The following is an 18,437-nucleotide window of genomic DNA, read 5'->3' as shown; positions in this document are numbered from 1 at the left end:
CACTACCATACTAGGTACACCTGGTGTACCTAGCGCGCATTCCACTTAGACAACGTGGTTGATATCAAATTAGCCACGTTTTCTGGGTGTTCTAACGGAAACATATGTCCCCCTTCTAAACTCGTATGAGTGATTGCATTTTGCTTCATTAACCTGGTGTACATTGTGGGCTTGCACACCTGGCTTTGCTTACCCGTAACAAGTAGCGCGGGGCACGATAATTTACCTTTATATCGTCCCAAATTGTGTGGCACATTTCTAAACAATGCCGCTTCCACATCAGCTTTAAAACCTAATCTGGCCTCATCACCTTGATGATGAATAACGCTTTTCACGTAATCCCGTACGCATCGTTTATCCATATTGCGAAACAAGGCTTTGCCATGAAAGTACGCGTCTAAATCTGTGTTAGCTGGCCAGCGCGTGTTACGAGTTTCAGCAAGTTTTGCTGGTGTAAGCTTGTTAATTAACGGTGTTTTCTTGGCAAAACGGAAGAAGTGGCTCATGGGCCCTACCACAAGCGGCGGGTCTAGCATGATGACACCGCGAAACAAATGAGGCGCCTCACACGCTGCCATATAGGAGATAACCGCCCCAAAGGAATGACCCACGGCAAACACACCGCGCTCATCCCGGTTTTCCCGTTCAACGTGGTTAATTAGCTCTTTCACTTGATTTCGCCAATTACCGTTTACTGGCAAGGCATCATCGTGACCGAACATACTCACATGTAGGCGTTGAAAATGATCAGGAAGATAAGAAAATAATGTGTTGTAACTTGCCGCAGGGAAACCATTTGCGTGGGCAAAATGAAACGTTAATGATGATTGCGACAATGATATGCTCCTTTCACTGACGTACTGCTAATAGCATTAAAAACCGATGGCGTTAACCTAAAAAAACCTTATTAGGTACTTAGCGATTAAGCACCTAATAAGGGTACAGAGTCTACTACAGGCCCCGACGCTCTGCCATCTCCCAATCTTTGACTATCTTGGTGCTTGTCCATAAGAACACCATAATAGACAGCCCATAAGGAATTAACAGATACAAGAGCGCTGTGCGCAATGCTTCCGTTTCACCTAATGAAGGAACCAAGGCCTGACTAATAACACCGGTTAACGTAGGGCCACCACCTAATGCAATAATATTAAGTACAAAGAAAAATAATGCGGTAGACATAGCGCGCACATTAAGCGGTGCTAGAGTTTGTGCCATTGCGAAGCTTGGTCCTAAGTACGAACCGCTGGTAAACAATAAAAAGCCCATTAACCCCACAGACAACCACAAATCTTGTACTTGCAACGAAAAGTAAAAGGCGGGCACGCCAATAATTAATGCGATAGCCGGCAATAACGCATACGCTTTTTTGTTTTTCTTGCCCCATTTGTCGGCCACATAACCCCCTAACCAAACGCCAGCGGCGTATGCGGTGCCGTTTATAATGCCAAACACAATGAGTAATTGCGTAATATCCAGCCCAGCAAACGCCCTGACGTAATAGTCTATTACCCAAGTGGAGATAGCATAGTTACCGAAGGAGCCAAAGGAAATCCCCAGTGCCATGCCCCACCATGTAGGCACTTTCAACAAGGTTTTTAGCGACGCGGTCACACTGGCTTTTTGCGCTGTTGGCGCGTGAGAAGCCTGAGATTCAGACTGAGGCTGAGATTGGGTTCTCACCGGTTCTTTAACGGTAAATTTTAAAAGCAAGGCCAATAGCACACCGGGAATGCCCACACTGTACATCACCGTTCGCCAATCGGCGGTTCCTCCCTGCAAAAAGAATGCAGAGGCAAAAAACGCTAACATCACACCGAAAGGAATACCAAGCGAATAAATAGCTAACGCACCCGCCCGCTTCTCTTTTGGAAACAGGTCAGAAATAATGCTGTGTGAAGGAGGGCTTCCACCCGCTTCGCCTATGCCCACACCAATTCGCGCCACGGCGAGTTGTACGTAGTTAGCTGCTAACCCAGATGCCGCGGTGAAACCACTCCATAAGGTTAACGAAATAGCAATAATATTCACGCGACTGTATCGGTCTGCCAGCCATGCGATTGGGATACCCATCACAGTATAAAGCAGCGCAAAATAAATCCCTTTTAGCCAGCCTAACTGCGCATCGTCAAGGCCCAAGTCGGCCTTGATGAACGGGGATAAAATGCCGATAATTTGCCTATCAATAAAGTTAAAGGCATACACTAAGGTAAGTACAAAGAGGACATAATTGCGATACCGCCGCGAAGGTGCTGCATTCTCGTTAGCTGGAAGCCCGTGAGCATGAGTTAAAGCCATACCATTCCCTTTTAAATAGGTTGAACGGCTAGTCTACGCACCTAGTTAATTAAGTGGCAACTAATTGTTAGTTATTTGTTAACATAAGAAGAAATGTTGAGTCAGACTTTCTGTTCACTGCCGCTTGATGTAGGATGATGACACCCTAACTGATCAGACCAGATGGATTACAATGACAGTAGATTCACTTTTAACGTTACCTGCATTAGATGCGGTTTCAGACAATAGCTGGAAAGTAGATAATCTTATTATTCCCAAAAATTGGGGGCAAGGACGCACTGCGTTTGGTGGCATAACCGCAGGTATGCTGTACAGTGCAATAAGGCAACAGGTTGAAGAAAGTCGCGTTTTGCGTTCTTTCACCACTAACTTCGTTGGGCCGTTATCGTTAGATGAACCTTTTTCCATTGAAGTTACAAAATTAAGAGAAGGCAAAAATGTCTCTCAGTTTATTGCTCACGCCACGCAACAGGGAAAAAGTTGTATTTTCGTGCAAGCCTGTTTTGGTATTGGTAGAAAATCGGGCATACGGGTAGAAAATACCGAAATTCACGGCATGCCTGAACCCACCAAAGCCAAGTTTATTCCCCAGATACCCAAGGTAACCCCTAAATTTCTGCGTCATTTTGACTTAGCCATCGACGCTGGCGGTATTCCTTTCACACGTAAAAAAGACAGCATATACCATGGCTTTATGCGCTTTAAGCAGCCACCTGCTAGCATTAACGATGCTCACATCATCACCCTTATTGATGCTTGGCCGCCTACTCTGCTACAGATGATGAAATTCCCTGCTCCGGCAAGTACCGTCAGCTGGAATATTGAGTTTATTCACCCGCATAAGCCAGTGTCACCCACCGACTGGTTTGCGTATAAAGCGCATACGCGACAAGCCGCAGATGGATACGGTCACACCGAAGCTACCATTTGGGATAAACATAACGAAGTCATTGCTATTAGCAGACAAACCGTGGCGGTTTTCGACTAGGTAACGCCAGCAACGTTGCTTGTTCAATAAGGCTACAACCGTTTGTGAGCGTAGCCTTAATACAACATAAACGCACTGGGGTTAAACAGCGAAATAACCGACACGCATTGTAAGTTCGTAATATCTAGCGCATCTTCCAGATCATTGTCGTCTAAGGCTAGCTGTTGCGGTAGGTGTGGTTCTAAATTGTTATAACTGGGGTAAATTTCCGGGTTAACGTTATCAAGCGCTAAAACGTAAGATAGCTGCAAAATACAGGTTTCCACATCGCTAGAGGGGGTCTCTGTTTTGTTCATCATGGAAATGGGTTGATAAATAGTCTCAGGCAGCGACCAAGCCTTAATAAGCGACGCACTTAACTCGGTGTAAGTAAACCCAAACACCGCTCGTTGTAACTCTACTGGAGACACTTGAGCAGTAAACCGTTGGCATTTTTTCACGCCATCGGGGTTGAAGGTAACCGCCACAAGCTCACCAATATTGTGCAAAAGGCCAGCAACGAACAGTCGCTCAGGCTCTCGAATATTTCTGACGTCAGTGAAATACTTAGCCAACAAGCCACACGACACACTTTGCTCCCAAAATTTATCCAAATCAATTATTTGACTATCAATATCTTTGAATGCGTGACTCACACCGTAAGCTAACGCAAGGTCGTAGGTAGACCGCGTGCCCACCACCTGAATGGCTTTAGTGACGGTATCAATTCGATTGGGAAAACGATAAAGCGCGGAGTTCGACACCCGAAGCAATTGCGTGGTAAGCGCAGGGTCATAGGCAATAATTTCTGAAATATCATCAATGCTGGAAGCCTGATCGTCCATACACGCTTTTAGACGTGTTACCGATTCCGGCAGCACAAACAAATCGTTCGCTTTTTCCGTCATTTCTGAAATGTTCATGTCGGTGTTAGCTCCAAGTAAGGACGGTTATTTATAGTTAGATTAGACGCCATTATTAAAAGGCTCAATCAATCTTTAGTACATTGCGCTGGATTTTTCGAGTTTAGACTAGGAAGAATATGTTACAGCCTTTCGGCTTCACCATGCTAAAATTTGCGCTTTTATTACGTAAAACTAAATGCTTGTGTTAGATAAACTGCTTAATATTCTTGTAATAGGCTATGTATGGCCCGAACCTAATTCTTCGGCGGCGGGGAAAAACATGCTTTCCCTTATTCGTAGCTTCGTGGCCAAGGGGCATACGGTAACTTTTGTGACAGCCGCCACAGACAGTGTACATAAAGCAGATTTAACCGCGTTGGGGGTTAACTGTGAAACGGTAGCACTGAACTGCAGTAGCTTTAACCAGCAACTTTTGCAATTTGCACCCCAGGTAGTGGTGTTCGATAGATACATGACACAAGAGCAATTTGCATGGCGGGTTAAAGAAACCTGCCCAGACGCCTTGCACATTCTTAATACTGAAGACTTACATAGTTTACGGCATGCACGCTTTGAAGCGGTGAAGCGGGAAAACGACGCGACTAAGGCGCACTTAAATACTGCACTCGCTCAGCGCGAGATAGGCGCCATATTACGTAGTGATATCACACTGGTCATCTCAAGCGCCGAATACCAACTGCTTACACATGTTTACCGTGTGCCCGAATCTCAACTGTATTATTTTCCGCTAGATGCAGGCAAACCGCTAGAAAGCCCTCCCTCGTTTGAGGAAAGGCAAGATCTCGTGACCATTGGTAACTTTCGCCACGCCCCTAATTGGGATGCTGTTTTACAACTTAAAGCCATGTGGCCGGCTATACGAAAAGCATTTCCTTCGGTAAACATGAAAGTGTATGGCGCATACCCACCGAAAAAGGCCACCCAACTGCATAATCCCAAGCAAGGGTTTTATGTGGAAGGATGGGCCGAAGATGCCGATAACGTTATTGCCCAGGCGCGCTTGCTGCTTGCCCCCATACGCTTTGGTGCGGGCATTAAAGGAAAGTTGTTAGATGCCATGCGCTGCAATACCCCTACCCTTACCACCGACATGGGGGCTGAGGGGCTGTTGCCGTCTTTTGACCCCAACGAGTCTGACGAGCATAACCCTCTGTGGGGTGGCGCGCTATTACCCACTCCCTGTGAAAAGGACAGTCAAATACAGCCGTGGATCAACGCTATAGCAGCCCTGTATCATCATCAAGACCAATGGCAGGCCGCAGTGGAAAAAGGCCAAGCGCTGCTTTCTAGCTACCAGAAAGACGTGCAGCCATCAGCATTTATAAACCACGTGGAAAACTTGCATCAGCGCCTTGCTGCCCACCGTGACTCCTTATTTTTCCATGGCTTGCTATGGCAGCAATCGCTGAATGCCAGCAAATACATGTCGCAGTGGATAGAAGCGAAAAACCGCGTGTAGCGGTTTGCCTCTTGCTTTTTGCCTTTTACTAAAGCGCAGATAATCTTGCCAGCACCGCATTGATCCCGTTCGCTCGCGACTGACTTAAGTGGCGTTCTAGATTGTTTTCACGTAAATACTGATGAAAATCAAACGCCCGTCTTTGTTCAGCACTTAGCTGATTCGCTTTTTCCAGCAATACTGCCAGCACGCCACGAATAATTTTACTGGGTGAATAAGCGGCCAGCGTAGTAGGGATATTGGTGTGTGTTTCTTCCTGCATTGACGCCGACGCATCTGATGTCACTTCACCTAACCATACGTCGCTGTCGCACCCTGGCACATAATGCTGTGCGGTGCGCAAAGCTTCGGGCAAAATAGGCAACTGCTTCGCTGCCAGCATCATTGCCCGCGTAGCCCCATCCCAACCTTTCGCACTGGCGACCGATTGCGCAATAGGTAATGGGTCCGATGGGAATTGACTGCTACACATAACGTATAAATTTACCTTCTTGCCTACACTAAACCATCAACAACCGAGCTAGCTTGCCAATTCTGCGGCAAGATCGTCGGCGCTCATCACCAAATTCTGCTCATCACTTTTCGTGGGAAACATCACCAATTCCACACCATTTTTTGCCAGTCCCGGCAACCACGTTTGGGTAAACTCATCAAGGGCCACGGCAACACACTCGCTATCAAGGCCGTTTTCATTGACCCAATCTTGTGCTAAATCCACATGAGGAAACAAAGGCAAGCGTACTTCATTGTCATCCTCAAGCATCACAAAACCGTCTTGCCCCTTAACCAGCCACACTTCTTTTGCTTTTGGTACGTAGGTAACCACCAGCATTTGACGGTCTTCTGCAGATAGGGATTTTGCTTGAGCAAGCGTAGCGTCGTTCAGGGTTTTGGTTAAAGTATCGGGGAACACGTTGGCGACCTTCGTGGCAATTAAAAGCGGCAAGTATACCCTGTAACTATGGCTACGCAATCTCTAAGCCATAAAGAATAAACTAGGTTCAATGGAACCTTCTTGTTACTATGCTAAATGCTTCAACAGGACACATTTATTCGCGAAGCATGGAAACCATCCATGCCGTTATTAACGCCATCAGCATGCCTTCACATAATTAATCTTTTATATGCACACATTATTTACTGAATTAAAAACAAAAACGGCTGAACGCCATCGTGAATTGGAAAACACCGCGCCTTTTTCTTCGTTTCACCGGTCTAATTCCATTGACGTCATTCAATACAGTGCCGTATTGCAAACCATGTGTCAGTTTCATGAAGATGTCACGGCTTATTTAACCTCTCAACCAAACAGCGCCGGCTTACGCGCCCTAAATATAGACAGCATGCTGCCTTTTTTAGGCTCCTCTCAGGTGTTAGCGTCGCTTAAAACAGATCGACAAGCCTTAGCGCAATATGCCCCGCAACGGGAAAAAAACCGTGAGAACGCTGCCATTACCGAAGCCCCATTTACCCACAGTATTTCTTCTGTTATTGCTGCCATGTATGTTTGGTTAGGCTCTTCAATGGGCGCAAATATGCTTGTTCGCCGAATACAAAATCGAAACGAGCGAATAAGCCCTGCGTTACCTGTCCATTACTATGGCGAAATGGCCAGTAAAGCCAAGCATTGGGTGGCCTTTAAAGCTCATATCGACAACCGTATTGCGCCGCTTTGCCAAACATTAGGCGTTACCGAAGCGCAATTTTCTTCATGGGTAGTGGATGATGCAAACCAATGGTTTGCGCATTTAATAGCATTAGGGAATCAAGCTTCTTTACAACCGCTCCCCCACGAGTATTGCGGTTAATTCAGCGCAATAATTTGATAGAATACAAAAAATTTCCATGGGAATAGAAGTAAAATGAAGGTTATCTCTTTTAATATCAATGGCATTAGAGCCCGCTTACATCAGTTGCAAGCATTAATAGACACCCACCAGCCAGACGTAATAGGTTTACAGGAAATTAAGGTTCACGACGAACAATTTCCCGTAGAAGCGGTGGAAGCCATGGGATATCAGGTGTTTTTCCACGGTCAAAAAAGCCATTACGGCGTGGCCTTCTTAGCGAAAAAAGCACCCTTGTCTGTCCAGAAAGGCTTTCCTACTGACGAAGAAGATGCCCAAAGACGGATGATCATTTTAAAAACCACCGACGATAAAGGTGATCCGGTTACCATACTAAACGGGTATTTCCCTCAGGGTGAAAATGAAAAGCATGAAACCAAATACCCAGCCAAGCGCAAGTTTTATCAAGATTTAATGCATTACTTGAATACTTACCACACCCCTGATGAAAAAGTGATTGTGATGGGAGATGTGAATATTTCACACACAGACCTTGATATTGGCATTGGGGAAGAAAACAAAAAGCGTTGGCTACGTACCGGTAAATGCAGCTTCTTACCTGAAGAAAGACAATGGCTAAACACGCTAATAGACTGGGGCTTTGAAGACAGCTTTAGAACCCTAAACCCAGATACAGACGATAAGTTCTCATGGTTTGATTATCGCTCAAAAGGCTTTAACGATAACCGTGGTTTACGTATTGATTTAATATTGGCCACTCAAAGCTTGCACGCTGACTTGTCTGAAGCGGGCATTGATTATGAACTGAGAGGAATTGAAAAGCCCTCAGATCATGCGCCAATTTGGGCAACCTACACTAGCGAGTAAATTCAATAGGTTAAACAAAGAACCAGAATATGACGTTAATTCAATGGGTATGTTTAGGCGTTTACGCCCTTGTTCTTGCCATAAGTATTAAGAACATCTCGCTTATAGGTTTATCAAAAGACAAACACCAACAACATTTGGTGTTTGGCACCGCTGCCACCCTTTTCGTGTTGTGGATGTTTAGGGCAGGTATTTTTGATGGGCTAAACGTGCATATTCTGGGGTTGAGTGCGGTGACCCTTATGCTGGGCTTTCGCTACGCGGTGATAACCGCCACCCTAACCTTGGTTGGTGCAACGGCCGCAGGCTATGGGTCATGGCAAAGTATCGGTGTAAACGGCGTTTTTGGCGTGCTATTGCCCATAGGTATCACTTACTTGGTACTTATGCTGACGTTTCACCGCATTGCTAGACATTTGTTTGTTTACATTTTTTTGTGCGCGTTTTTTCCAGGGGCATTATCCACCGCACTTAAAATTCTCACCCTAAGCGGCTATTACTATGCCGACAATCTGTATAGCTGGGACACCATTTACAATAATTATTTATTGCTCACCCCCTTACTCGTATTTCCTGAAGCGTTAATTAATGGCATGGCTATCACTATTTTGGTGATTTACCAGCCCAAATGGGTATACACTTTTCAAGATAAATTTTATTTAGACAAATAAAAAAACCGCTTATAAAAGCGGTTTTTAGTGATTCGGCTTTACCAGCAAACTTCATGTTTAAGGCTGGTTTTGTACGGACTACTTTTTAAATAAAATATCCATAACATCAGCCAGCTCGCCTTTACCTTCACGAATTTCTTCTTCAGATAAACCTGCAATCTCGTGAGGGAACACCAACCACTCATCGCTTTCGTTTACATAGTAATCTGGCACTATGTCAGTGGTGTTATTTTGAGGCTTGTACCACGGGCATGCAATACGAATGTCTTTGGGCATATTCAAGCGCATTAATTTGTTAATTTGCTTTATAAGCGCATCTACGCTGCGGCCAGAATCAAACACATCGTCAACAATTAATAGCTTATCGTTGGCGTTAGCGTTTTCAACCAAATAATGTAACCCGTGAACACGGATTTCTTTCGATTGCTTATTAATGCCATAGTAAGAAGAGGTACGAACGGCAATATGATCAGTAGGGGTATCTTTAAATTCAAAGAACTCTTGAACCGCGATACCAATTGGCGCCCCACCACGCCAAATACCAATAATGAAGTCGGGACGAAACCCGTCCTCATAAACCTTTGCCGCTAAGCGAAAGGAATCCTGTAATAGCGATTGCGAGGTAATAAAATTCTTATTCATGACGTCCCACTGGCCAAACTTTAAAAGACCGCGAGTATAGTGAATTTCACAACTATTTGCACGGCATATTCGTATTCTTATTCATTTTGAAGTGCCAAAGATGGCTGGGTTTTCATCGCTTTACGGGCTGGATAAATACTTGCACATAGGCAAAGTAGTAAAGAAAGTAAAACAACAGTTATAATTTGCGATAGGCGCATATCAATAGGCAATCCTTGGCCATCGGCAGACAGCGCGATAGGCGAGCCTATCCAAGCTAAGAAAGTATTTAGCTGCAAGGTAACAACCACCCCCAACACTAGCCCTATACTTGCGCCTTTTACCCCATTAAATAAGCCATTGAAAATGAATATCCACATTATGGTACTTGGGGTCATGCCTTGGGTTTGCAGCACCGCAATGTCCCCTTGCTTCTCAGAAACCACCATCACTAAGGCAGAAACAATATTAAAAGCGGCTACAGCGATAATTAACACCAACATGAGAAACATCATGTTTTTTTCCATTTTTACCGCATCAAATAACGGCCCTTGGCGTTCTCGCCAGGTTTTTAATTGCAGCCCTGGCTGCTGTGCATTTAATTGCGCAACAGGCACCGCGTACTCAAAAGCATCATCTAAAAATAGGCGGGTAGATTCCCCAGCGCCTTTTGGGTCACGCAATAGTCGATTAACGTCATCTTTATGCATGTAAATGGCTTTGTCATCCATTTGCGAACCCATATCAAAAATACCACTTATGGTAACCAGCCTTTGACTGGGCATGCGGCCAAATGGCGTGTACACACTCGCACCGGCGACCATAATGCGCAGTTGGTCGCCTATTCTAGCGTCTAGTTTTATGGCCAGCGCGCGGCCTAAAATCACATGATATTGCCCCGCTTCAAGACTATTAAAACGCCCTTGTTCCATTTGTTGCGCCACCATGGCATTGGCTATCATAGTGTCGGGCACCACACCATGCACCTGCACGCCCCTTAACTCTGAGCGAGACTGCACCACGGCTTCTGTTTCTCTATAGGGCATCGTTGTTATAACGTGAGGCAAGGCGCTCAGCGTGCTTTCATCTACATCGCCCAGTACTTCAATGTGTGGCACTATGCCGAGAATTCGGGTTTTAAGCTGCCCTTCAAACCCGTTCATTACCGAAATAACAATAATAAGCGCGGTAAGTCCCAGCGCGATGCCTGCCACTGAAAAGCGATTAATAAAAGAAATAAAACTGTTTGCACCTGCAGATTGGCTAGGTCCAGACTTCGCATAGCGATATGCAATAAAGGCAGAGAGAGGATAAAACAATGCTACGCCCTAACGGTTGTGCCCTTTTCTCGTTTAATCCGTATTGAAAAGCAACCAGCTTATTCAAAAGGCGAGATGACGGGCTAATCTCAAAATAGTAAAGTGCGTATACTACGTGTAAGCTACTGGCCGTACAAGATAAGTGGCGGGAGAATGAAGTGGAAAACCTGAGCCTAGAACAAAAAAAAGCACAGTTTGAAGAATACTTTTCAATTGGGCACAGCATAAACGCCAATGTTATTGCTGTACCCAATGATGCGGTTCCTCAGGATGAAGACGAACTTGCCGCCGCTATGCCCTATGCATTTCGCATTGCCAGTGAAATGGCGAGTATAGAAGCCCAAGCCTTACGGCCACTGCGCCACTTAAGTGATCATGCTGAAGCCTTAACCGAATACCTTAACCATCAGGCGAAAAAAATTGACCTAATGATGTCGTTTATTTTGCACCAGCAAGATCAAGCTGACCATCGTTTTGAAACGGTAAAGTTTGGGGGTGGCGGCGTGGTTATTAAAAGCGCCACGCCGTTCGAACTAGGCAGCTTTGCCGAAATAAAGCTATTTTTAGATTCTGAGGCCGCGGCCATATTTTGCTTTGGTGAAGTAATTACTTGCGAGAATGTAGAGGATGATTACCATATAGCCTTTATCTTCACGACCATACGCGAGCAAGATCAGGAACTGCTTGTTCGAGCCAGTTTACATTTGCAAACGCAACAGCTTCGTAAACGCGCACAACAGAAAAAGTCAGGCGAATAAACACGCCTTTCGTAAACGTATTAAAAGTTTTAGGAACACATGACTGCGACCCTATTATCACTGCCAATACCCGCGCAGAAAAAAGCCACATCTTCTCAAGATCATAAACACTGGGGGCAACTGCAAGGCAGCAGCCCGGCGCTTTGCATTGCACAAGCCCAAGCACAATATAACGGCCCCATTGTTTTAATTACCGCCGACACACCATCGGCGTTAAAACTTGAAAAAGAATTGGCCTTTTTTATGGCCGACGATAATGTACCTATTACTCTGTTTCCAGATTGGGAAACCTTACCTTACGACACTTTCTCTCCCCATCAAGACATTGTTTCTCAGCGCTTAGAGACCCTATTTAGGTTTACCCAACAGGTAGATGGCATTTTCATTGTGCCCATCAACACCCTGATGCAGCGCCTTGCCCCCACCGACTATTTAGCCAAATACTTGTTAATGCTAAATAAAGGGGACACCTTAGACAGAGATCAATTTAGACGCAACTTAGAGCAAGCGGGCTATTTGCATGTAAGCCAAGTAATGAGCCATAGCGAGTTTTCGGTACGTGGCAGTATTATCGACTTGTTCCCTATGGGCAGCGATAGACCCTTCCGCATTGATTTATTTGACGATGAAGTAGACTCCATTCGCTTTTTCGATACCGAAACCCAGCGTTCTGGTGATGCTGTAGACAAAATACGTTTATTACCCGCCAGGGAGTTCCCTACCGATAAAGCGGCACTGAATTTATTTAGGCAACAGTTTTTAGAAAAATTCGATGCCAACAATGCGCAAGAGTCGGTATTTTCGCAGGTTACCAAAGGCACAATGCCAAGTGGCGTAGAGTATTACTTACCGCTATTTTTTGAAGCCACCGCCACTTTATTCGATTATTTACACCCGAAAAGCCTGTTGTTATTGCACGGAGATGTACAAGACGCCAGCGAGTTTTTCTGGGCCGATGTTCAAGAGCGCTACGAACAATACCGCTATAACCCGGCACGCCCTTTCTTGCCTCCAGAAGATTTATTTTTGCCTATAAACGAGTTGTTTGGTGCCATAAAGCAATGGCCGAGAGCCTCGCTAAGCGCCTACGTATTGGACGACAAACCTGGGGCATTTAACCTTGGCTGCGACAAGCTTGACGACATTGCCATTAACTCGCAGAAAAAAGCCCCAGCGCAACAGCTAATTAACACGCTGAATGACGCCACCCAGCGTGGTGCCAAAGTGCTCTTTTGTGCAGAAACCCAAGGCCGTAAAGAAGGGCTATTAACGGTATTACGAAAAGCCGGTATAAAACCGAGTTTTACGCCATCACTCAATGCATTTTTAAGTGAAGGCGAGCAAGTAGGTATTACCGTGGGCATGGTGGAACACAGTTTCAGATGGGTGAATAACCAACAAGAACTGCTGTTCATTACCGAAACCGAACTGCTTGGGCACAAAGTAAGCCAACGCAGGCGCAGAGACAAACGCACTGCCACTGACGAAAGCGCCATTATTCGAAATTTGGCCGAACTGTCTATTGGCCAGCCCGTGGTGCATCTCGATCATGGTGTGGGAAGATACTTGGGCTTACAAACCTTGGATGCCGGTGGCGTGGCTACCGAGTATCTGTGTATTGAATATGCCAAGCAATCGAAGCTGTACGTGCCGGTGGCTTCCCTGCATTTAATTTCACGCTACACAGGCGGCGATGCAGACACCGCCCCCATTAATGCGTTAGGGTCGGATGCCTGGTCGAAAGCCAAGCAAAAAGCCGCTGAAAAAGTACGTGATGTGGCCGCCGAACTGTTAGACGTTTACGCCCGCCGTGCTGCCAAGCCCGGTTTCGCTTACCCGATTAATTGGGAAGATTACCAAGCCTTTGCAGACAGTTTCCCCTTTGAAGAAACCCCCGATCAGGCGCAGGCCATTGCGGCGGTTATTCACGATATGGGGCAACCGCAAGCCATGGACAGGTTGGTGTGTGGTGACGTGGGCTTTGGAAAAACCGAGGTAGCCATGCGCGCGGCTTTCCTTGCCGCAAACCAAGGTAAGCAGGTGGCTATATTGGTGCCCACCACCCTACTTGCCCAGCAACATCATGAAAACTTCAAAGACCGTTTTGCCGCGTGGCCGTTTGAAATTGAAGTCATGAGCCGTTTTGTTAGCGGTAAAGCACAAAAAAGTATTATAGAGCGCATAGCCGAAGGAAAAGTAGACATAGTGGTAGGTACCCACAAACTGCTTTCCAGTGAGCTGAAGTTTAAAGACCTTGGCCTTGTAATTATTGACGAAGAACACAGATTTGGTGTTCGCCAGAAAGAAAAACTGAAGTCGCTTCGCGCCGATGTAGACATATTAACGCTAACGGCCACGCCTATTCCAAGAACCTTGAATATGGCGCTATCGGGTATGCGCGACTTATCTATTATTGCCACCGCGCCAGCAAGACGTCTGTCGATAAAAACCTTCGTTCAGCAACGCAATAAAGCCGTAATCCGCGAAGCAATCATGCGTGAAATTTTACGCGGGGGTCAGGTTTACTTCCTTCACAACGAAGTAGACACCATTGCCCGAACCGTAGAAGAAATTGCCGAAATTGTGCCCGAAGCCCGCATTGCCATGGGTCATGGGCAAATGCGTGAGCGCGAACTAGAAAGTGTGATGAGCGACTTCTATCACCAGAGATACAATGTATTGGTGTGTACAACCATTATTGAAACCGGTATTGATGTGCCTACCGCGAACACCATTATTATGGATAGAGCCGATCATTTAGGGTTAGCACAGTTACACCAGTTGCGTGGCCGGGTGGGTCGCTCCCATCACCAAGCCTACGCCTATTTACTGACTCCGCATCCTAAGCGAATGACGAAAGACGCGGTTAAACGTCTGGATGCCATCTCCCAATTAGAAGACTTAGGTGCAGGGTTTGCGCTTGCCACACACGACTTGGAAATTCGTGGAGCCGGTGAACTCTTAGGTGATGACCAATCAGGTCAAATCGCCAGCATTGGCTTTAGTTTATATATGGACATGCTAGATAAAGCCGTTACTGCCCTTAAAAACGGGAAAGAGCCTTCGCTTGATGACGCTTTAGCAGGCCATACGGAAATTGAACTTCGCATTCCAGCCTTGTTACCCGAAGACTACATTGCCGATGTTAATACTCGCTTGTCGTTGTACAAACGCCTTGCCGGTTGCGCCACGCAAGATGATATTGATGAATTTCAGGTAGAGTGCATCGACAGGTTTGGCTTACTGCCAGATGCTGCGAAAAACCTCGTGCAAGTGGCTGAACTAAAAATAAAAGCAGAGGCCTTAGGTATACTTAAAGTAGACTTGTCTGCCCAAGGCGGTACTATTGAATTTAAAGAGACCACCAAAGTAGACCCCGGCTTTATTATTCAGTTAGTACAAACTAAACCGAATACCTTCAAATTTGAAGGCAGCCAAAAATTAAGAGTGGTTAAACATACAGAAACCGCAGAGCAACGTATTGCACTGATAAGCGGTATCATTGCCGATTTTGCCAAGGAGTCGCGATAGCATGATGTTTTCTCGCAAGCACGCTATTAAACGCGCTAAGTCACATTCGTTAGGTTCGTGTTCAGTTCGAAAGGTGCCCATGTTAGTGTCAAGTGCACTGCTAAGCGCCTTAACAGTGATGTCATCGGCACAGGCCAACGACGACTGGTGGTTTGACGTAGAAGTGATTGTTTTTGAGAGAAAGCTGTCGCTTAGCGAGTTAGACGAGCAATTTGAATTTGTGTCGTCATTGGCAACACCGGATATTGAAGCCGATGTGATTGGCGATGTTATTCGACCAGACATTCGTTGGATAAAACAGAATTTACCCAGTTGCACGGCAGACACGCCTCCCCCCTACCCTGAAGAATCGCTGATTACCCTTACGTTTGACGACGCTATACCTTCTGATGAAATAGCAGAACAAGATTCGCCTCAAACACCGGCAGTTGAAAGCCCCGAGGTAATACAACCCTTCGCAACTCAAAGAGAAGAAGCCAGCCCGTCGTCGGCTGAAGAGCTCAGCGTTTATGCAAAAGATTATGGGCCAAGCGCAGACACCATAGCCGGCTATTGGTTGTCTTTTTATACCGAAGAAAACGCCTTATTTAACCCGGTGACCGTGCCCGAAACCCAGTTTTGCGAGCCCGCGTTTACCACCGACACATGGTTAAGCTTTGAACAAGGTGAATGGCAAACCCATTACCCTGATAATCGCTTGCCTGCACCTGCGGCCTTGCCCATTACCCCAGAAGGCAACGATTGGCCTTACGCCAGCCATGCGCACCTATTGCCTGCGTCAGCGCAAGAGCTTACCAGCTTGTCACGACAAATTCGCCAGAATAGAGAACTCACCCGATTACTCCATGTAGTGTGGCGACAGCCTGTTATGTTTGGCAAAGACAACGCCTTTAATGTGCGGTTATTCGCCGGTAAAAACTATGCAGACAGTTACGATATTATGGGTAACCCCATTCAAACGGCTTTTGAACCAGGCAGTACACTGGCAGATGAAAGTGGTGAAAATGATGACAGCGTCGAAAACCACGAAAATAAAATTCAGCTCAACGAAGACGCTAGCCCAACTAGTGACAGCCTAGTAAGTTCAGGAACACAAAACGACATTTTCAGTAACCTAGAGAAGCGGTTAGCCCAACCTACCCCAGTAGAGTTTGACCACTTCACTGACGACGATGCTCACACTCAAAGCAACGATGAATTATTGAAGGTAGATGCTGCATTTCGCCCCCCAATTTGGCAACTAGACGGCAATGTTAAGGTGTTTTTGAAATACATTAACCGCGTACCCTATTTACACATTGACAGTAACTTGTTTTATCGACAACCCATTCCCCTTAGCGATTTGATAGACAGTGATGAAAGTGGCTCAGCAACCAATACTTTTGCGAATCAACCTGAAGATGGGCGACTTAATTCTGAAACATTACCTGAGTATAAATTAGCATCGGTGCCATTTAGCGAACAGCGTCGCGTCATTAGTAAGCAGCTGCACTACTTTGATCATCCCTTGTTTGGCATGATCATAGAACTAAGACGCTACCAACCTCCTACGGCAGAAAAGGATTAATTGCGCTCATGAAAATTTATACGAGAACGGGTGATAAAGGCAGCACGCAAGTTTATGCCGACAAAGCATTACGGGTAGAAAAAGACGACACGGTAGTGCAAAGCTATGGCGATATTGACGAACTAAACAGTCAACTTGGCTTACTTGCCGCCGTAGCAGCCCCAGAACACAGAGAAAGTATTTACACCATTCAGCGCAATTTGTTTCAGGCCGGTTTTGCCATTTCTGCAAGCTCTACCCTTACCCAAGATGACGTAGCGACACTGGAAACAGACATTGATGCGCTAAGCAAAAAAATGCCTCCGCAAACCGATTTTGTATTACCCGGGGGAAGCAAAGCAGGCGCCCAATGCCATGTGTGCCGTGCGGTATGTCGCCGAGCAGAGCGCGCGGTAATCTCGTTAAGCAAACACTACAACGTACCACCCGTAGTGCCCGCTTATTTAAACAGGCTTTCCGATTACTTATTTACCCTAGCAAGGTACATGAATGTGCAAGCTGGGGTAGAAGAAATAAAAGTATAAGCGCTTTAGCACTTAGTTTATTGGGTAGTGATTTAATAACGCTTTTGCGTGTTGGTATGCTTGAGCAGCGCGGGCTGGCAAAGGCAGGTCACACATCGCTTTTAATGAGTCGCGTCCTACGCTGTTTGTATAGGTTGCCTCGTCGCACACTGTTTCAAGTGCATCCAAAATGGCTTCTGCCCCTTTCACGTTGTTACAGGCCAATACCATGTTGCAGCCCGCGTTTAACGCCGCCCTAGCCCGTTCGGGATAATCGCCAGCCACACTGGCACCGTGCATCGATAAATCATCAGAAAATATGGCACCTTTAAACCCTAAAGCTTGGCGCAACTGGGTTTGAAGCCACCAGGATGAAAACCCTGCAGGTGCACTGTCTAGCGCTTTATAGATGACATGGGCAGGCATGATACCTTGCAATAAATTCGCTTGAATCAGCGCCTCGAATACCACCATGTCGGTTTGTGCAATGGCGTGGAACTCCCGTTCATCAACGGGTAACGCCACATGAGAGTCTGGCGCTACGCTGCCATGCCCAGGAAAATGTTTTCCAATGGCTGGCATATCACAGGCTTGCAGCCCCGTAATCAAGCCTGTGGCAAGCGCAATCACTTCGCTAGCATTATCGGCGAATGCCCTATCGCCAATCACCTGAGACACCCCATTAATGTCTAACACGGGCGCAAAACTAACATCGATAGAATGTTGCTTTAATTCATAGGCAAAGGCAGTACCACATGCCTTTGCTAAGGCTATCCCGTCGGCTGTGTTGCCGGTAAGTTGAGAAATAGCCCCCATGGCAGGAATTGCCGTGAAGCCGTCTCGAAAGCGTTGCACTCGCCCGCCTTCGTGATCCACAGCAATAAGAATGGGCTTGTTTGCCGCCGCGCGAATTTCTCGGGTGAGTTCGCTTAGCTGTGCTTTGTTGTAATAATTTCGACTAAAAAGAATGACCCCGCCGGTGACCGGGTGTGATAATTTCTCTTTCTCTTCAGGCAGTAAGCGCTCTGCCTCGCAATCTAACATCAACGGGCCCATGCTTGCCTCTTTTCACCTGTCATAAAACATCACTTTAATTTTATAGTTTCGGTGGTTAGGATAGATAAAAAAAAGGAGTAATACAC

17 protein-coding genes are annotated in these 18,437 nt (G+C 46.1%); 9 read left to right on the top strand and 8 right to left on the bottom strand.

Annotation, left to right across the window (positions count from 1 at the left end):
* Positions 1 to 29 precede the first annotated feature (29 nt).
* Positions 30 to 836: an alpha/beta fold hydrolase gene (locus EP13_RS08075; RefSeq protein WP_044056848.1), complete on the bottom strand. Its 807-nt coding sequence runs from the start codon at positions 834 to 836 to the stop codon at positions 30 to 32.
* Between the two features lie 115 nt (positions 837 to 951).
* A complete protein-coding gene (locus EP13_RS08070; RefSeq protein ID WP_044056847.1) occupies positions 952 to 2,298 on the bottom strand; it encodes a spinster family MFS transporter in 1,347 nt (448 codons plus the stop codon).
* A 172-nt stretch (positions 2,299 to 2,470) separates the two neighbouring features.
* Between EP13_RS08070 and EP13_RS08065 the strand changes: the two genes are divergently transcribed.
* Complete coding sequence (locus tag EP13_RS08065) at positions 2,471 to 3,286, top strand: acyl-CoA thioesterase (protein WP_044056846.1); 816 nt, start codon at positions 2,471 to 2,473, stop codon at positions 3,284 to 3,286.
* 56 nt (positions 3,287 to 3,342) lie between these two features.
* On the opposite strand, the gene EP13_RS08060 is transcribed toward EP13_RS08065, so the two are convergent.
* On the bottom strand, positions 3,343 to 4,188 hold the full coding sequence (locus tag EP13_RS08060; protein WP_044056845.1) for an HDOD domain-containing protein: 846 nt from the start codon (positions 4,186 to 4,188) through the stop codon (positions 3,343 to 3,345).
* Between the two features lie 178 nt (positions 4,189 to 4,366).
* Here EP13_RS08060 and EP13_RS08055 point away from each other — a divergent pair, with 178 nt between their 5' ends.
* Complete coding sequence (locus EP13_RS08055) at positions 4,367 to 5,650, top strand: glycosyltransferase (RefSeq protein ID WP_044056844.1); 1,284 nt, start codon at positions 4,367 to 4,369, stop codon at positions 5,648 to 5,650.
* Between the two features lie 28 nt (positions 5,651 to 5,678).
* Here the strand turns inward: EP13_RS08055 and EP13_RS08050 are convergent, their stop codons facing one another.
* Together EP13_RS08050 and EP13_RS08045 are read right to left on the bottom strand one after the other, a co-directional pair.
* On the bottom strand, positions 5,679 to 6,122 hold the full coding sequence (locus EP13_RS08050; protein WP_044056843.1) for a SufE family protein: 444 nt from the start codon (positions 6,120 to 6,122) through the stop codon (positions 5,679 to 5,681).
* A gap of 48 nt (positions 6,123 to 6,170) precedes the next feature.
* A complete protein-coding gene (locus EP13_RS08045) occupies positions 6,171 to 6,563 on the bottom strand; it encodes a DUF2750 domain-containing protein (RefSeq protein WP_044058839.1) in 393 nt (130 codons plus the stop codon).
* Between the two features lie 211 nt (positions 6,564 to 6,774).
* Between EP13_RS08045 and EP13_RS18885 the strand changes: the two genes are divergently transcribed.
* The 3 genes from EP13_RS18885 to EP13_RS08030 are packed head-to-tail and all read left to right on the top strand — an operon-like array spanning position 6,775 to position 8,996.
* Positions 6,775 to 7,458 carry a biliverdin-producing heme oxygenase gene (locus tag EP13_RS18885; RefSeq protein ID WP_052364330.1) on the top strand — a complete coding sequence of 228 codons (684 nt, stop codon included), beginning with the start codon at positions 6,775 to 6,777 and terminating at the stop codon, positions 7,456 to 7,458.
* A gap of 54 nt (positions 7,459 to 7,512) precedes the next feature.
* Positions 7,513 to 8,325, top strand: coding sequence for an exodeoxyribonuclease III (xthA, locus tag EP13_RS08035; RefSeq protein WP_044056842.1), 813 nt, complete (start codon positions 7,513 to 7,515; stop codon positions 8,323 to 8,325).
* A 29-nt stretch (positions 8,326 to 8,354) separates the two neighbouring features.
* Positions 8,355 to 8,996: an energy-coupling factor ABC transporter permease gene (locus tag EP13_RS08030; RefSeq protein WP_044056841.1), complete on the top strand. Its 642-nt coding sequence runs from the start codon at positions 8,355 to 8,357 to the stop codon at positions 8,994 to 8,996.
* A gap of 78 nt (positions 8,997 to 9,074) precedes the next feature.
* Here the strand turns inward: EP13_RS08030 and EP13_RS08025 are convergent, their stop codons facing one another.
* Together EP13_RS08025 and EP13_RS08020 are read right to left on the bottom strand one after the other, a co-directional pair.
* The gene (locus EP13_RS08025; RefSeq protein ID WP_044056840.1) at positions 9,075 to 9,638 is read right to left on the bottom strand and encodes a phosphoribosyltransferase; all 564 of its coding nucleotides are present in this window, start codon (positions 9,636 to 9,638) and stop codon (positions 9,075 to 9,077) included.
* 77 nt (positions 9,639 to 9,715) lie between these two features.
* Positions 9,716 to 10,936: a lipoprotein-releasing ABC transporter permease subunit gene (locus EP13_RS08020; RefSeq protein ID WP_044056839.1), complete on the bottom strand. Its 1,221-nt coding sequence runs from the start codon at positions 10,934 to 10,936 to the stop codon at positions 9,716 to 9,718.
* Positions 10,937 to 11,094: 158 nt separating this feature from the next.
* On the opposite strand from EP13_RS08020, the gene EP13_RS08015 reads away from it, so the two are divergent.
* The 4 genes from EP13_RS08015 to EP13_RS08000 are packed head-to-tail and all read left to right on the top strand — an operon-like array spanning position 11,095 to position 17,316.
* The gene (locus tag EP13_RS08015) at positions 11,095 to 11,694 is read left to right on the top strand and encodes a PilZ domain-containing protein (protein WP_044056838.1); all 600 of its coding nucleotides are present in this window, start codon (positions 11,095 to 11,097) and stop codon (positions 11,692 to 11,694) included.
* A gap of 39 nt (positions 11,695 to 11,733) precedes the next feature.
* The gene (gene mfd / locus EP13_RS08010) at positions 11,734 to 15,225 is read left to right on the top strand and encodes a transcription-repair coupling factor (protein ID WP_044056837.1); all 3,492 of its coding nucleotides are present in this window, start codon (positions 11,734 to 11,736) and stop codon (positions 15,223 to 15,225) included.
* Between the two features lies 1 nt (position 15,226).
* Positions 15,227 to 16,792 carry a CsiV family protein gene (locus EP13_RS08005; RefSeq protein WP_052364329.1) on the top strand — a complete coding sequence of 522 codons (1,566 nt, stop codon included), beginning with the start codon at positions 15,227 to 15,229 and terminating at the stop codon, positions 16,790 to 16,792.
* An 8-nt stretch (positions 16,793 to 16,800) separates the two neighbouring features.
* On the top strand, positions 16,801 to 17,316 hold the full coding sequence (locus tag EP13_RS08000; RefSeq protein ID WP_044056836.1) for a cob(I)yrinic acid a,c-diamide adenosyltransferase: 516 nt from the start codon (positions 16,801 to 16,803) through the stop codon (positions 17,314 to 17,316).
* Positions 17,317 to 17,328: 12 nt separating this feature from the next.
* On the opposite strand, the gene nagZ is transcribed toward EP13_RS08000, so the two are convergent.
* Positions 17,329 to 18,339 (bottom strand): beta-N-acetylhexosaminidase, encoded by a 1,011-nt coding sequence (nagZ, locus tag EP13_RS07995; protein ID WP_052364523.1) that lies wholly within the window; start codon positions 18,337 to 18,339, stop codon positions 17,329 to 17,331.
* Positions 18,340 to 18,437 lie beyond the last annotated feature (98 nt).

This window comes from Alteromonas australica (assembly GCF_000730385.1).
Classification (GTDB): Bacteria; Pseudomonadota; Gammaproteobacteria; order Enterobacterales; family Alteromonadaceae; genus Alteromonas; species Alteromonas australica.
This window is presented reverse-complemented; position numbering and strand designations above follow the sequence as displayed.